13 protein-coding genes are annotated in these 14,555 nt (G+C 61.7%); 7 read left to right on the plus strand and 6 right to left on the minus strand.

The window, feature by feature from the left end:
• The first annotated feature begins 2 nt into the window (after positions 1-2).
• Both SJY21_RS01740 and SJY21_RS01745 read left to right on the plus strand, forming a co-directional pair.
• Entirely contained in the window at positions 3-650 is a 648-nt protein-coding gene (locus tag SJY21_RS01740) for an HAD family hydrolase (RefSeq protein ID WP_377505303.1), read from the plus strand.
• Complete coding sequence (locus SJY21_RS01745; RefSeq protein ID WP_377505306.1) at positions 647-1,726, plus strand: methyltetrahydrofolate cobalamin methyltransferase; 1,080 nt, start codon at positions 647-649, stop codon at positions 1,724-1,726. The genes SJY21_RS01740 and SJY21_RS01745 overlap by 4 nt, the downstream gene beginning before the upstream one ends.
• Before the next feature lie 147 nt (positions 1,727-1,873).
• Here SJY21_RS01745 and SJY21_RS01750 read toward each other — a convergent pair whose 3' ends face one another.
• From SJY21_RS01750 to SJY21_RS01765, 4 genes are read right to left on the minus strand one after another with little or no spacing between them, the layout of a single operon-like run.
• Positions 1,874-3,160: a class II D-tagatose-bisphosphate aldolase non-catalytic subunit gene (locus SJY21_RS01750; RefSeq protein ID WP_377505309.1), complete on the minus strand. Its 1,287-nt coding sequence runs from the start codon at positions 3,158-3,160 to the stop codon at positions 1,874-1,876.
• On the minus strand, positions 3,157-4,110 hold the full coding sequence (locus SJY21_RS01755; protein WP_377505312.1) for an SIS domain-containing protein: 954 nt from the start codon (positions 4,108-4,110) through the stop codon (positions 3,157-3,159). Before SJY21_RS01755 ends, SJY21_RS01750 begins: the two co-directional genes overlap by 4 nt.
• A 19-nt stretch (positions 4,111-4,129) precedes the next feature.
• Complete coding sequence (locus SJY21_RS01760; RefSeq protein WP_377505315.1) at positions 4,130-5,038, minus strand: N-acetylglucosamine kinase; 909 nt, start codon at positions 5,036-5,038, stop codon at positions 4,130-4,132.
• A complete protein-coding gene (locus SJY21_RS01765; protein ID WP_377505317.1) occupies positions 5,031-5,819 on the minus strand; it encodes a DeoR/GlpR family DNA-binding transcription regulator in 789 nt (262 codons plus the stop codon). The genes SJY21_RS01760 and SJY21_RS01765 overlap by 8 nt, the downstream gene beginning before the upstream one ends.
• A 472-nt stretch (positions 5,820-6,291) precedes the next feature.
• Between SJY21_RS01765 and SJY21_RS01770 the strand changes: the two genes are divergently transcribed.
• Positions 6,292-6,975 (plus strand): DUF4386 domain-containing protein, encoded by a 684-nt coding sequence (locus tag SJY21_RS01770; RefSeq protein WP_377505319.1) that lies wholly within the window; start codon positions 6,292-6,294, stop codon positions 6,973-6,975.
• Here SJY21_RS01770 and SJY21_RS01775 read toward each other — a convergent pair.
• Positions 6,972-7,754: an SDR family NAD(P)-dependent oxidoreductase gene (locus SJY21_RS01775; RefSeq protein ID WP_377505322.1), complete on the minus strand. Its 783-nt coding sequence runs from the start codon at positions 7,752-7,754 to the stop codon at positions 6,972-6,974. The two genes, SJY21_RS01770 and SJY21_RS01775, sit on opposite strands and share 4 nt — an antisense overlap.
• Before the next feature lie 75 nt (positions 7,755-7,829).
• Positions 7,830-8,969 carry a tRNA 2-thiouridine(34) synthase MnmA gene (gene mnmA / locus SJY21_RS01780; RefSeq protein ID WP_377505325.1) on the minus strand — a complete coding sequence of 380 codons (1,140 nt, stop codon included), beginning with the start codon at positions 8,967-8,969 and terminating at the stop codon, positions 7,830-7,832.
• A 129-nt stretch (positions 8,970-9,098) separates the two neighbouring features.
• Between mnmA and SJY21_RS01785 the strand changes: the two genes are divergently transcribed.
• From SJY21_RS01785 to recG, 4 genes are all read left to right on the plus strand, one after another.
• Positions 9,099-9,377: a DUF1153 domain-containing protein gene (locus SJY21_RS01785; RefSeq protein WP_377505328.1), complete on the plus strand. Its 279-nt coding sequence runs from the start codon at positions 9,099-9,101 to the stop codon at positions 9,375-9,377.
• Between the two features lie 93 nt (positions 9,378-9,470).
• Positions 9,471-10,187 (plus strand): response regulator transcription factor CtrA, encoded by a 717-nt coding sequence (gene ctrA, locus SJY21_RS01790; RefSeq protein ID WP_377505331.1) that lies wholly within the window; start codon positions 9,471-9,473, stop codon positions 10,185-10,187.
• A gap of 97 nt (positions 10,188-10,284) precedes the next feature.
• Positions 10,285-12,411 carry an NAD-dependent DNA ligase LigA gene (gene ligA / locus SJY21_RS01795; RefSeq protein ID WP_377505334.1) on the plus strand — a complete coding sequence of 709 codons (2,127 nt, stop codon included), beginning with the start codon at positions 10,285-10,287 and terminating at the stop codon, positions 12,409-12,411.
• Positions 12,408-14,498 (plus strand): ATP-dependent DNA helicase RecG, encoded by a 2,091-nt coding sequence (recG, locus tag SJY21_RS01800; RefSeq protein ID WP_377505336.1) that lies wholly within the window; start codon positions 12,408-12,410, stop codon positions 14,496-14,498. The genes ligA and recG overlap by 4 nt, the downstream gene beginning before the upstream one ends.
• The last annotated feature ends 57 nt before the right edge of the window (positions 14,499-14,555 follow it).

Below are 14,555 nucleotides of genomic sequence, written 5' to 3' on the forward strand. Positions count from 1 at the left end.
TATTGTTTGATCTGGACGGCACGATGCTGCACAGCGACGCGATTCATATGGCGGTGTTTGCCGATATGATGGCGCCGCTGGGTCTGGACGTGGACGAAGCGTTTTACATGACCCATGTGCATGGCCGCCTCAATGTGGATTTCTTTGCCGAATTTCTGCCCGATCACCCCGATCCCCAAGCGCTGTCCGATGAAAAAGAGGCCGCCTTTCGTGCCCGCCTGCCACAGCCCTATCCGGCCATGCCCGGCGTGGTCGATCTGGTGGAGCGGGCCGCGGCGCAGGGGTGGAAACGCGCCGTTGTCACCAATGCCATGCGCGAAAACGCCGAATGCATGCTTGCGGCCATCGGGCTGCGCGATCACTTTGACACGATCATCATCGGCGAGGAATGCACCCGCGCCAAACCCGATCCCGCACCCTACCGCGCCGCCATGGCCGCGTTAGGTGTGACGCCGGAAAACGCAATCGCGTTCGAGGACAGCCCCTCGGGCGTGCGCGCGGCGGCTGCTTCGGGTGCTTATACTATCGGCATCCGGTCCGCGCTGGATGATGCAACCCTGCGCGCCGCTGGCGCCCAGACAACCCTTTCAGATTTCACAGACCCCGCGCTGGCCCCCGTGCTGGCGCGCCTTACAGGAGCCACCCAATGACCCGCACGATCGTCGAATCCAAGACCAAGACCGCCATTATCGGCTTTGACCAGCCGTTCTGCGTCATTGGCGAGCGGATCAACCCCACGGGGCGCAAAATCCTGTCCGAAGAACTGGAGCGCGGCGATTTTTCCCGCGTCGAAGCCGATGCGATTGCGCAGGTCGCCGCAGGTGCGACCGTGCTGGACATCAATTCGGGCGCTGTGTTTTCCAACAAGATGGCCGAAGATCCGCGCTACGCCGACAACAACTTTGTCGAACCCACGCTGATGCGCGAACTGGTCGAACGGGTGCAGGCCGTTGTCGATGTGCCGCTGTGCATTGATTCATCCGTGCCCGGTGCGCTGGAAAACGGACTGGCGGCTGCCGAAGGGCGCCCGCTGCTCAATTCCGTGACCGGCGAGGAAGAACGCCTTGAGCTGGTCCTGCCGCTGGTCAAGAAATACAATGTCCCCGTGGTCGCCATTTCCAACGATGACACCGGCATTTCCGAAGACCCCGAAGTGCGCTTTGCTGTCGCCAAAAAGATCGTCGAACGGGCCGCCGATTTCGGTATTCCTGCCCATGATATCGTCGTTGACCCGCTGGTCATGCCGATTGGCGCGATGGGAACGGCCGGTTTGCAGGTGTTCACGCTGGTGCGGCGTCTGCGCGAGGAACTGGGCGTGAACACGACCTGTGGTGCGTCCAACATTTCGTTCGGTCTGCCCAACCGTCACGGCATCAACAACGCCTTCCTGCCCATGGCCATGGCTGCTGGCATGACATCCGCCATCATGAACCCCGTTGCCTTGCCCATCGGCCCCAAGAAGATCGCCGAGAAAAAGGCCGAGATCGAAGCCGCCGGTATCATGCTGCCCGAAGGCATGGACGACGAAACCTTTGTGCGCCTGTTTGGCATGGGCAGCACCAAGCCGCGTGCGGGGTCGGAAATGACAGCGATCCGTGCTGCCAACTTCCTGACCAACAACGACCCGTCAGGCAACGCCTGGATTTTGGCAAACCGCGAAGCCCCCAAGGCCGGTCAGGAAGGGCGCGGACGGGCAGGGCGCGCAGGCGGTCGTCGACGCGGCTAGGGTCTTGTGCCGGGCGTCCCGGCGTCAGCAACACGGTTCACGCTAAGGCAGACCATCGCGCCGCAAGGTCGCGCTGGTCTGTTACGCGCCAGCCAGTCGTCAGGCAACACAGGTTTTGCTGGCATCGCCAAGTGCCAAAGCGTCCACCTACGCCCGATGACACGCGGATGTGTAGGGTGACAGGGCGTGGCGAATTGCGCCGATCACCAAGGCGCGCGCCACGGGTTTCAATGCGCCGTTTGCAACGGGATCAGCCAATCGACCAAGGTGTTGCGAAATCAGAGGCCAGGGTATTTCGCGCTCTCCCAACTTTGTAAACAGCCGGTCCACGGCTGCCGTCGCCACCGGATCGGGCCAGAGATAGCGAATGCGGTCGGACAGTCCAAAGTGGCGTTGGATCTTTTGATCACGGTCATTTCCGCTCACATAATCGCGCCAATACACCGGATTGTCTGCCATCACGTTCTCCATCGCGGCGGGCAGGGTTCCGGCTGTGTCGCCGTCACAGATCTCGCCAGCGATCGCATCAAGCCCGTAAAGCGCCTCGCGCATGGCAAAGGTCAGGCCGGGCCCGACCTTGAGGATCGCAAACCCGTCCTGCACAAGCCGCGCCAGTGCCTGCGCTGTCTGGTAGTCGGTTGAATGGGCCTCGAACACCAGCGTTTCCCGGGCCACGCGCCACGCCGCCAGCCTCGCCGCTGCGGCTGGGTCATACCGGTCAATGTCGATCTGGCCGAATTCAACGCCCGGCTGCACGACTAGCCCGACAATGCGCGGCCAGACATGTTCAAGGTTGGCGCTTTTCAGGGCGTCCATTTGGGCCTGAACTGTCGCATCCGCGCTTTCGGGCCGTGTCACGACAAGGTGCGCGTGGTCTTGGGATGCGCCACCGGGAACGGGAACTTCGGTGCCGATGATATAGCCGGGCGGGGGATGCCCGCCACGGGCTGCGCCGTCTTCGGCCTGGGCCATCAAGGCCGCCGCGCGCGCAGCAATGTCAGAATCACCCAGCGGTGTCGGGTCATCCGCGCACGACATCGACGCATCCAGATGGATTTTTGAAAAACCGGCCTGCGCATAGTCCCTTGTCATAACCAGCGCCTTGGCCATCGCATCCCGGGCGGGCAAATCGCGCCACGGATTCGGCCCAAGGTGATCACCCCCCAGCAAGATACCGGCGCGCGGGATGTTCAACCTGTCAGCGATGCCCATCACAAGGTCACGGAAATCCGCAGGGGTCATGCCGGTATAGCCACCGTCCTGATTGACCTGATTGCATGTCGCCTCGACGCAGGGCACCTGACCGGCCTCATGGGCCTCGATCAGGCCCGCTTCGATCACAAGCGGGTGGGCAGAACACACGCTGGTCACACCCGACCTTTGGCCGATACCATGCGCGCGCGGCAACGCAAGAAATGCATCCAGCGGGTTCATGAGAGAACCACAACCTTGCTAAGATGGCGGGGGGTGACGGTGTTGATTCCCTTGGATTGGGCATGTCGTTCACCCAGCAATTGCAGCGCGGGCAGGGCCTCGGCGCCGGCCAGATCGCCGCGTGTTGCCACTGGCAGCGACACGTCACCCGGACCGCCGATCCCGATCACGAATGCGCCCTTGTCCTGCAACTCGCGCACCAGTGCCGCGTCTGCCTGTGCCGTATCGCTGTGATAAAGCATGACAACAGCCGACCCTTCGTCAATCAGGCTGATGGGACCGTGGCGATATTCGCCGGGGTGAAAGGTCTGCGTGGCAGTGATCGCCATTTCCATCAGTTTCAACCCGCCCTCAAGCATCACGCCATAATGCGCGCCCCCGCCCAGAAACACGATGTGATCGCGCGTATGGAAGGGTGCAATGTCGCTGGCGTCCATCGCGTCAAGCAAGGCTTTGGCATGCGCGGCAAGGGTATCGTCCACCGTCAGGCCAGCCATCGCGTAGCCCGCCAGCAGCATCAAGGACGCAGAGGCTGTCATCACGATGCCCTCGGCGGGGTGGGTGTCATAGACGATGGCGGTATCGGATGCGGCCGCAAGTGCTGTGTCGGGCGCACAGGTCACACCCGTCACATGGAACCCGAGCGCGCGGCTGGCTTCGGCGGCCCGCAGGGTTTCCGTTGTTGTGCCACTGCGCGACAAGGCGATGATGTCGGCCTTGGCCCCCTCGGGCAGATAGGACGCGGCGCGATCATGCCATTCGCCCGCAGGCACGCCGATTGCACGATGTCCGGCGCGGCACAAGGCGGCCGCCACGGCAAGTGCCAGATTGTAACTTGTTCCGCAGCCGATCACGACACGGGTGGTGTCGCGCACCGGCAGTGGCGCGGGCATCACGGCCTTGCGCCAGTAATCGAATTGTCCGGTGATACCATCAATCGTGTGTGTCATGTGCTGTGGTCCTTCAAGGTCATTGCGGATTGTCCTGAGACAGGACCTTGGCGGTCCATTCAGGTGTGACGTTCCATTTCGCCAAGGCGGCGGCGTGCAGCAGCCCGCCCGTCAACGCGCTGGCGACAGGGGGTGTTGGGGCCCCGTTTTCATGTATCAGCGCATCAAGGATCCGGCTGCTTTGAAAGACCGATCCCGCATGGGCCCAGGGCGTGCCGACAGGGGACGCCGAACGCATCAATGCTGCAAGATGGGCGGCCGCCTCATCCAGAATTGAACGGGCAACGAGGTTTCCCGCCAGCGCCAACCGATCAAGGATGCGGGCGACACTTGCGATCCGCGCGCGCTGTGTGTCCCCTTGCATCACCCAATCCAGCAGACCGTATGGGTGCTTTGGCGCATCCAGCGCCTGCGTCAGCATTGCGGCAAATCCGGTCATCGGTGCGCGGCCATCAAGTTCGGCAGTGGCAAGCACAAGCGCCTGTTTGCCGATCCAGAACGCGCTGCCCTCGTCACCCAGCCAGTGCCCCCAGCCGCCGGACCGGCGCTGGATGCCCTGCGACCGCCCGATCGCCATTGACCCGGTGCCCGCCAGCACCAGAACCCCGTCACGATCCGGAAATGCGCCGCGAAAGGCCAGTTCCACATCATTGATGATCAGATGGGCAGCGCCGATCCGGGCGGTGACAAAATCGGCAACCTGCATGTCGTGGTCGGGAACCTCGCCAAAGCCGGGCATGCCGATCACCGCAAAATCAATGTCGTGTGCTTGGTCGAAAAGCGCGCCAAGCGCGGCCTGCCACCCGGCGCCATCTTGTATGTTGCACCCCTGTGCGGGTTTCAAACGGGACAGGCGACCATTGCGATCCGCAACCAGCCCCGCCGTTTTCGTGCCGCCGCCATCAATGGACAGGACCGACCTAAGCATATGCAAGCGCGGGCAGGGGGGTGGACTGTGTAAACGCGACACCGGCCGTGTCCAGATAGGCGGCGAATGCGCCTTTGGGTGGCGCGTCTGAAATCAACCGGTCGCCTGCGCCAAGGGTTGTGACAGCATGGGTCGTGCGGGTGTCGAATTTCGTATGATCGGCCAGAACAACCAGTTCGCCACTGCGGCGCACCATCTGCGCGTTGGTTTCGGCTTCGTCCGCATCAAGGCTTGAAATCCGGCCCTGCGCATCAATCGCCGAGACGCCCAGAAACACCCGGTCAAACCACAACCCGCCAAGCATCGAAACCGCCGCTGGCCCCACCATCGACAGGTTTTCAGACCGCACACGCCCACCGATCAGGGTGACATTGACATGGGCCGCATGTGCCAGTTCCTGTGCAATAGCCAGACCGTTGGTGAAAACGTTGACGGGAACGGTGTTGCTTTTGATGTGGCGTGCAAGCTGCAAAACGGTGGTGCCTGCGTCCAGCAAGATCGCCTCGTTGGGCCGGACAAGCGCGGCCGCTGCCTGGGCGATGGCCCGTTTCGCCGCGATTTGATTGTCCTCGCGCGCCGAAAACGCCAGTTCCTTTTTTGATCCGGTGGCAATCCGCGCTGACCCGTGCAGCCTGTCAATCTGGCCCGATTTTTCCAGATCCGCCAGATCGCGCCGCACCGTTGCAGGCGATGCATCAAGGGCAGTGGCAATCTCGTGCACCGATACCTGCCCCCGTGACAGAAGCAGCAAAAGCAATTTGGATTGGCGGTCGTTTGTCATGATTGGCCCCGGATGTTGGCGCATTTAACCAAATGATACGATCAGAGGCAATCACAAATTTGATCATTTGTGATCAAATGCGGCGTGGTCATCCGTGGCAAGGGGCGTGACGGGGCGGGCGCTTCGAGGGGCTGCACAGGTCAGCCCCCGCCACTTCATTCAGCGACAGGGTCAAGTCCGGTCCGCGCGGCTGCGCGGTGCCAGATGTTGCAAGCGCGGCAAGTGCGACGACCACCGCAATGGCCCCACGCGGTGAGCCGATGCATGATAATGCGCCGCTGCGTGGATTTTTGCACAATGTCACGGTGGGGCCGGGCCATTCATGCAAATCCGTATAAGCAACCGTTGGATTTCGCCAATTCACAGGTGTTTTCGTATGGCCTAGGACAAGACCAATACCGCAACACCGGAACGCGTGACCTGCCCTGCCTTGATGCGGGCGGCGATCCCCCTTGTCCTGAAAGGATATGACATGACATCCCAACCGACCTTTAAACAGGCGCCGCGCATTGCCGGCGCGCTTTACCTTGCCATTGCCGTTTGTGGCGGCTTCAGTATCGGCTACGTGCCCCAAGCCATCTTTGTCAGCGGTGACAGCGCACAGACTGCAGCCAACCTTGCGGCCAGCGCCGGCCTTTTCAAGCTGGGCGTTGCAGCCGATAGCGTCGTGATCATCTTTGAACTGGTCCTGACGGCCATTCTTTACGTCTTGTTTCACAAGGCCGCACCGATCCTGTCGGCCACGGCAATGCTGGCGCGCGCAGGGATGATCACTGTCATGGGGATGAACCTGCTGTTCTGGGTCATGCCGCTGGCTCTGGGCACGCAGGGCGACGTGGAGCAAAGCCGGATGATGATGTTCTTTACCGCCCATGAACTTGGGGTTTATGTCTGGCAGCTGTTCTTTGGCCTGCATCTGCTGGCACTTGGCGCATTGATCCTGCGCACCGGCCTTGTGCCGCGCGCCTTGGGCTGGGGCCTGTTTGTCGGTGCGTTCGGCTATCTGCTGCAAGGGATCGTCGAACTGACATTTATCGACATCGGCCCGTTCTATAGCGTGATCATTGCGCTGCTCGTCGTTGTGACCATTGCCGAGCTGTCATTTGCGCTCTGGCTGCTGATCTGGGGCGGCAAACGTCTGGGCGTGCAGGGCTAGCCCGATTTGGTCTGCATCTTTGCGACCATGCCCAGCACCATCCGGCGTGGCAGGAAGGGGATCAGCCAGTTGACCATCACCGACAGCTGGAATTCGGTCACCGCCACCAGCTTGCCGCGCATCATCGCGTCATAGCCGATCTTGGCGACCTGGGCGGCGGTGGTTTTGCTGTTCCGGGTCAGGGGAATGCCGTCCATGTCCGCGCGATCCGCAAAACCGGTTTCCACATAACCGGGGCAAAGCACGGTGCAGGTCACGCCCGATCCGCGCAATTCGTGATCCAGCGCCTGACTGAACGACTGCACATAGGCCTTGGTCGCGAAATAGACCGCCTGATTGGGGCCGGGCATCATCCCCGCCGTGGAGCCGACGTTCAAGATTTTGCCGCCACCTTGCGCCGCCATTTTCGCAGCAAAGATATGCGTGAGCGCGGTCAGGGTTTTCACGTTCAGATCAATCATCGCCAGTTCGTCGTCCAAGGCGCGGTCGATATGGCGGCCCAGCCCGCCGAAACCGGCGTTGTTGATCAGGATATCCACGCGCAAACCCGCGCCTTCGACCTGTGCTGCCAGCGCTTGCGCGCCGTCCGCTGCGCCGATGTCTTGGGCAATCGCATGGGCGGTGATGCCATGATCGCGTTCCAGTTCGGCCTTGAGGTCCAGCAACAGGTCGGCACGACGTGCCGTGATGATGACGTTACCACCCTGTGCGGCGTGATAGCGGGCAAATTCCTTGCCGATGCCCGAAGATGCACCGGTGATCAGGGCGGTCTGTGTCATGGGTCGGCCTTTCGTTACTGTTTCAACACCCAGAGTTTCCACGAAACTCTGTCCCAAATCCTGCAAAAGGATTTGTCACGCGCCGCGCCAGATCCAGCCGCCGCCAAGGATGCGACTGCTGCTGGTTTCATAGAACACGCAGGCCTGCCCGGGCGAGACACCTTCTTCGGCGACCATCAGTTCCACTTCGGCCGTGGTGTCTGACAGGGGCCGCAAAATCGCCTCGGTCGGGGGTTTGGTCGAGCGCACCTTCACGCTGATCTGACGCTCGGACAGGTCTGCAAACCCGCCATCACCCAGCCAGTTGATTTCGCGCACAGGCACGGTGCGGGTTGCCAGCAGGTCCTTGGGGCCGACAATCACATGGCGCGCGTCCACATCCAGCTTGACCACATAAAGCGGATCGGCCAGCCCGCCGATGCCAAGCCCGCGCCGTTGCCCGATGGTATAGTGCAGCACACCGTTGTGCTGGCCCAGCACGTTCCCGCCCACATCGACGATATCACCCGGTTCTGCCGCACCGGGGCGCAGTTTTTCGATGACGCTGGCGTAGTTGCCGTTGGGGACAAAACAGATGTCCTGACTGTCGGGCTTGTCCGCCAGCGCCAGCCCGTATTTGCGCGCCAGCGCACGGGTCTCGTCCTTGGAGGCATGATGGCCCAGCGGAAAGCGCAGATAATCCAGCTGTTCCGGCGTTGTCGAAAACAGGAAATAGCTTTGGTCCTTGGTCGGGTCCGCCGCGCTGTGCAGTTCCGGCCCGTGATCGCCGATCATGCGCTGGATATAGTGGCCCGTGGCCATGCAATCGGCGTCCAGATCCTTGGCGGTGTTCAGCAGGTCCTTGAATTTGACCCGCTCATTGCAGCGGATACAGGGCACAGGCGTCGCGCCCGCCAGATAACTGTCGGCAAATTCGTCAATCACCGCGTCCTTGAACACGTTTTCATAATCCAGAACGTAGTGGGGAAAGCCCATGTCCTCGGCCACGCGGCGCGCATCATGGATATCGCGGCCCGCGCAACACGCGCCCTTTTTGGCCAGGGCCGCCCCGTGATCATAAAGCTGGAGCGTCACGCCGACCACGTCATAGCCTTCTTCGGCCAGCATCGCCGCGACAACGGATGAATCCACGCCGCCCGACATCGCTACAACCACGCGGGTGTCAGCAGGGGCCTTGGCAAAGCCAAGCGAGTTCAGGGCGCGATCAAGGGGCATCGGATTTCCAATTGGGCAGCTCTGTCGGAATATAGGAAAATCCAACCTATTCTCAAGGGCGCGTTTCACCCCCCGTTAAGACCAAACCGCCAAAGTGCCTCCACAACCAGTCACATAGGGGTGTGAGACATGTATTTGAAAAAGATAGACGGCCCGCGCGCCGTGACCTTACCGGACGGAACGACGATGACGCATGGTGATTTGCCAAAGCCCGATACGCGCCGCTGGGTCGCCTCGCGCAAGGCGGCCGTGGTAAGGGCAGTGATCGCGGGGCTGATTTCGCGCGACACGGCCAAATCGACCTATGGCCTGTCCGAGGACGAATTTTGTGAATGGGAAACGGCAGTTACGCAACACGGCGAAGCGGCTTTGCGCACCACCGCGCTACAAAAATATAGACAACCCTAGGTTGCTGTGCCAACTTCTTTCTGTCCGGTAACGTGTGATTAACCATTCGTGTTCTAGTGTGACCGTGATGAAGGAATAGCGGAGACACTTAAAATGCGCGTTTTGCTGGTCGAAGATGACCCTACCATGTCCAAAAGCATCGAACTGATGCTGACCCATGCCAATCTGAACGTCTATGCCACGGACTTGGGAGAGGAGGGGATCGATCTTGCAAAACTGTATGATTACGACCTGATCCTTCTTGATATCAATCTGCCCGACATGAACGGCCACGAGGTGCTGCGCCAGTTGCGCCTTGCGCGGATCGACACGCCGATCCTGATCCTGTCGGGCGATGACGGCACCGAAAGCAAACTCAAGGGCTTTGGCTTTGGCGCGGATGACTACATGACCAAACCCTTCCACCGCGAAGAACTGGTCGCACGCATTCACGCGATCATCCGCCGCTCCAAGGGGCATGCGCAGTCAATCATCAAGACTGGCCAGATCGGCGTGAACCTGGATGCCAAGACCGTCGAAGTGGGCGGCCAGCCCGTGCATCTGACCGGTAAGGAATACCAGATGTTTGAACTGCTTTCGTTGCGCAAGGGCACGACCCTGACCAAGGAAATGTTCCTCAACCATCTGTATGGCGGCATGGACGAACCGGAACTGAAAATCATCGACGTCTTCATTTGCAAGCTGCGCAAAAAGCTGAGCGTGGCAACGGGCGGCGATAACTATATCGAAACGGTCTGGGGGCGCGGCTATGTGCTGCGCGATCCGCAGCCTGCGGGAATGGATGCCGAAAGGATCGCCATCGGCGCCTGACAAAATTACCAACACGCCCACCACTCACGGACTGGACGCGCTGGGGACGCACCCCTATCACTTGGGTTGGATGATAACACAAGGGTAGGGGTTTCGTTTGTCTGATACCCAGTCACTGGCTGAAATCGCCGTTGCCGACCTGACCGAAAGTCAGGCGCGCGCCGAACTGGCGCGGCTGGCGGATGTCTTGGCGCAGGCCAACACCGCCTATCACGGGCAGGACGCCCCCGACCTGTCTGACGCCGACTATGATGCGCTCAAACAGCGTAACACGGCGATCGAGGCGCGCTTTCCCGGATTGAAACGCGCCGACAGCCCCAGTGATCAGGTCGGTGCCGCACCCGCCCAGGGGTTCGGCAAGATCACCCACAAAATCGCGATGCTTTCGCTGGGCAATGCCTTTGCGGACGCGGAGGTTGCCGAATTTGACGCCGGTGTGCGCAAGTTTCTGGGCCATGACGCGCCCCTGTCCTACACTGCCGAGCCGAAAATAGACGGGCTGTCCCTGTCCCTGCGCTATGAAAACGGCGCGCTGGTCAGTGCCGCAACGCGTGGCGACGGGGCCGTGGGCGAGGACGTGACCGCCAACGCGCGCACGGTTGCCGACATCCCGCAAACCCTGACCGGTGCGCCCGATATCATCGAAGTGCGCGGCGAGGTTTACATGTCGCATGATGATTTCGCGGCCTTGAACGACCGCCAAGCCGCAACCGGCGGCAAGACATTCGCCAACCCGCGCAACGCCGCCGCCGGATCCCTGCGCCAGCTTGACCCGGCCATCACCCGTGCGCGCCCGCTGCGGTTCTTTGCCTATGCCTGGGGCGACCTGTCCGCGCCGCTGTCGGACACGCAAAAAGGCGCAATCGACAGGCTTGCCAGCCTTGGATTTGTCACCAATCCGCTAACCACGCTGTGTGACGGCCCCGATGCGATGATTGCCCATTACCGCCAGATCGAAGAACAGCGCGCCACCCTTGGCTATGACATCGACGGTGTCGTTTACAAGGTGAACGACCTTGATCTGCAACGCCGCCTCGGGTTCCGCTCCACCACGCCCCGCTGGGCCATTGCCCATAAATTCCCCGCCGAACTGGCGTGGACCACGCTCGAAGCCATCGACATTCAGGTCGGGCGCACTGGCGCGCTGTCGCCTGTCGCGCGCCTGAAACCTGTGACGGTCGGCGGGGTCGTCGTATCCAACGCAACCCTGCATAACGAGGATTACATCGCCGGTCGTGGCAACAAGGGCGAAGAAATTCGCGGCGGTAAGGACATCCGCATTGGTGACTGGGTGCAGGTGTACCGCGCCGGTGACGTGATCCCGAAAGTCGCCGATGTGGACCTGTCCAAACGCCCCGCCGATGCTGAACCCTATGAATTTCCCCACATCTGCCCCGATTGCGGGAGCGAGGCGATCCGCGAGGAAGGCGACGCCGTGCGCCGTTGCACCGGCGGGCTGATCTGCCCCGCGCAGGCTGTAGAAAAGCTGAAACATTTCGTGTCGCGCGGCGCATTTGACATCGAAGGACTTGGCGCGAAACAGGTCGAGCAGTTCTACACTGACGGCTGGGTGCGCGAACCCGCCGATATTTTCACCCTGCGTGATCGGTTCGGGTCCGGCATGCAGCAGCTGAAAAACCGCGAGGGCTGGGGCGACAAGAGTGCCGCCAACCTGTTTGATGCGATTGATGAACGCCGCAAGATCCCGCTGCACCGGCTGATTTTCGGCCTTGGTATCCGGCATGTGGGAGAACAGGTGTCCAAACTGCTGGCCACGCATTTCGGCACGTGGGACGCCTTTGAAACCGCGCTGACGCAGGCCGAAATCGGGCAAGGTGCCGCTTGGGACGACCTGATGAATATCGACGGGGTTGGCGCGGTGCTGGCGCAATCGGTGATCACGACCCTGCAACAAAAGGCCGAGCGCGCGAGCATCGACCGCCTTGTTGCGCAACTGGAAGTGCAAGCCGCCGCGCGCCCGACCAGCGATAGTCCCGTTGCCGGCAAAACCGTGGTGTTTACCGGATCATTGGAAAAAATGACCCGCGCCGAGGCCGAGGCGCGCGCGGAATCCCTTGGCGCGAAAGTGGCCGGATCGGTCAGCGCGAAAACCGATCTGCTGGTCGCGGGGCCGGGGGCCGGATCAAAGGCGAAAAAGGCCGCTGATCTGGGCATTGAAACGCTGGACGAGGACGGCTGGCTGACCCTGATCGGTGACGCATGACGGGCCGCCCCGAACCCCTTTGGCCGCTGTTTGGCGAATTGCAGACACTCGATGGTGTCGGCCCGAAAACCGCCCAGACATTCGCGCAAATGCACATCGAACGGCCACGCGATTTGTTGTTCACGCTGCCCCATTCCGGTGTGGATCGCCGACGCCGCGCCAGCATCCGCGATGTGATTGCCCCTGCGACCGTCACCGTCGAAGTGACCGTGGGCCAGCATGCGGCCCCCGCGGCCCGTGGCCGCCCTTACCGTGTGACGGTCGCGGATGCGCAGACCAGCTTTCAGCTGGTTTTCTTTCACGCACACGGGGATTACGTGCGCAAATTGCTGCCCACTGGGCAGCGGCGGCTGATTTCGGGCAAGGTCGAACTGTTCGACGGCGTGGCGCAGATGGTCCACCCCGATCATGTGTTGCCGCTGGACGAGGGCGCGCACATTCCGGCCTTTGAACCGGTCTATCCGCTGACCGCCGGCATCACCCAGAAACTGATGTTCAAGGCCACGCGCGCCGCCGTGAACATGGCGCCGATGCTGCAGGAATGGATTGATCCGGCCCTGAAAGCGCGCGAAAACTGGCCCGATTGGCACAGCGCACTTGCGGCCGCGCATGCGCCCGAAGATAGCGTGCATCTGGCCCCGACCGACCCCGCGCGCCAACGTCTTGCCTATGATGAACTGCTGGCCCATCAGATGACACTGGCACTGGCACGCGCGACCCTGCGGCGCGGCAAGGGGCGGCCCAGCCCCGGCACCGGATTCTTGCAACAAAAGGTGCTGGCCGCATTGCCCTATAAACCCACCGACGCGCAGACCCGCGCGGTGGCTGAAATCGGGGCCGATATGGCCGCGAAGCAGCGCATGAACCGGCTGCTGCAAGGCGATGTGGGGTCGGGCAAGACGCTCGTGGCGCTGTTGGCGCTGCTGGCGGCGGTTGAATCGGGCGGGCAGGGCGTGATGATGGCCCCGACAGAAATCCTTGCGCGTCAACACCTTGAGGGGCTGCGCCCGCTCGCGGACGATGCGGGCGTGGTGCTGGAAATCCTGACAGGGCGCGACAAGGGCAGCGAACGCGCCGCGAAACTGGCCGCCCTTGCCAGCGGCGATATTCACATCCTTGTGGGAACCCATGCAGTGTTTCAAAAGGACGTTCACTTTCACGATCTGCGCCTTGCGGTGATTGATGAACAGCACCGTTTTGGCGTGTCGCAACGCATGGAGCTGGGCGCCAAGGGCGCACTGGCCGATGTGTTGGTGATGACGGCCACGCCGATCCCGCGGTCCCTGTCACTGGCGCAATACGGCGATATGGATGTGTCGGTGCTAGACGAAAAACCGCCCGGTCGCACGCCGGTAACGACCGCGCTGGTCAGCACCGCCAAGATGGATGCGGTGGTGGACCGCTTGCGCGCCGCGGTGGCCGAAGGGCGGCAGTGCTATTGGGTTTGCCCCCTGGTCGAGGAATCCGAGGTCAGCGACATGACGGCCGCGACCGAACGGTTCAAACAGTTGCGCGCCGCCCTTGGCGAAGGACTGGTCGGGCTGGTGCACGGGCAAATGCCACCTGCCGAAAAAGACGCGGCGATGGCGCGGTTTGTGGGCGGCGAGACCAAAGTGCTGGTCGCCACCACGGTGATCGAGGTCGGCGTGAACGTGCCCAATGCCAGCATCATGGTGATCGAACGCGCCGAAAAGTTCGGGCTGGCCCAGTTGCACCAGCTGCGTGGCCGGGTCGGGCGCGGGGCGGCGCAATCAACCTGCCTTCTAATGTATCAGAACCCGCTGAGCGAAAGCGGCAAGCGACGGCTGGAAATCCTGCGCGAAACCGAGGACGGGTTTCGTATCTCTGAAGAAGATTTGGCCATGCGCGGGGCAGGGGATGTGATCGGCACCGCGCAATCGGGCCTGCCACGGTTCCGCATCGCCGATCTGGAACGCCAAGCCGCACTGATGGAACTGGCGCAAACCGATGCGCGCAAGCTGTTGCACGACGACCCGACACTGGACACACCGCGCGGCAAGGCGGCGCGGGTGCTTTTGTGGCTGATGGAACAGGACAAAGCTATTCGTTTGATATCAGTGGGTTAGCGCATTTCTGCGCATTTTGTTCTCAAATGTTCTTAAAAAGTTCTTGCGTCATGGTTA

The sequence above is a fragment of the Octadecabacter sp. R77987 genome (genome assembly GCF_042466115.1).
GTDB lineage: Bacteria > Pseudomonadota > Alphaproteobacteria > Rhodobacterales > Rhodobacteraceae > SW4.

Excerpts from the sequence above, each read along its gene's own strand:
- mnmA (WP_377505325.1), bottom strand. The coding sequence starts at position 8,969 with ATGCCCCTTGATCGCGCCCTGAACTCGCTTGGCTTTGCCAAGGCCCCT.
- SJY21_RS01770 (WP_377505319.1), top strand. The coding sequence starts at position 6,292 with ATGACATCCCAACCGACCTTTAAACAGGCGCCGCGCATTGCCGGCGCG.
- SJY21_RS01765 (WP_377505317.1), bottom strand. The coding sequence starts at position 5,819 with ATGACAAACGACCGCCAATCCAAATTGCTTTTGCTGCTTCTGTCACGG.
- SJY21_RS01785 (WP_377505328.1), top strand. The coding sequence starts at position 9,099 with ATGTATTTGAAAAAGATAGACGGCCCGCGCGCCGTGACCTTACCGGAC.
- ctrA (WP_377505331.1), top strand. The coding sequence starts at position 9,471 with ATGCGCGTTTTGCTGGTCGAAGATGACCCTACCATGTCCAAAAGCATC.
- SJY21_RS01760 (WP_377505315.1), bottom strand. The coding sequence starts at position 5,038 with ATGCTTAGGTCGGTCCTGTCCATTGATGGCGGCGGCACGAAAACGGCG.
- SJY21_RS01755 (WP_377505312.1), bottom strand. The coding sequence starts at position 4,110 with ATGACACACACGATTGATGGTATCACCGGACAATTCGATTACTGGCGC.
- SJY21_RS01745 (WP_377505306.1), top strand. The coding sequence starts at position 647 with ATGACCCGCACGATCGTCGAATCCAAGACCAAGACCGCCATTATCGGC.
- SJY21_RS01750 (WP_377505309.1), bottom strand. The coding sequence starts at position 3,160 with ATGAACCCGCTGGATGCATTTCTTGCGTTGCCGCGCGCGCATGGTATC.
- SJY21_RS01775 (WP_377505322.1), bottom strand. The coding sequence starts at position 7,754 with ATGACACAGACCGCCCTGATCACCGGTGCATCTTCGGGCATCGGCAAG.
- recG (WP_377505336.1), top strand. The coding sequence starts at position 12,408 with ATGACGGGCCGCCCCGAACCCCTTTGGCCGCTGTTTGGCGAATTGCAG.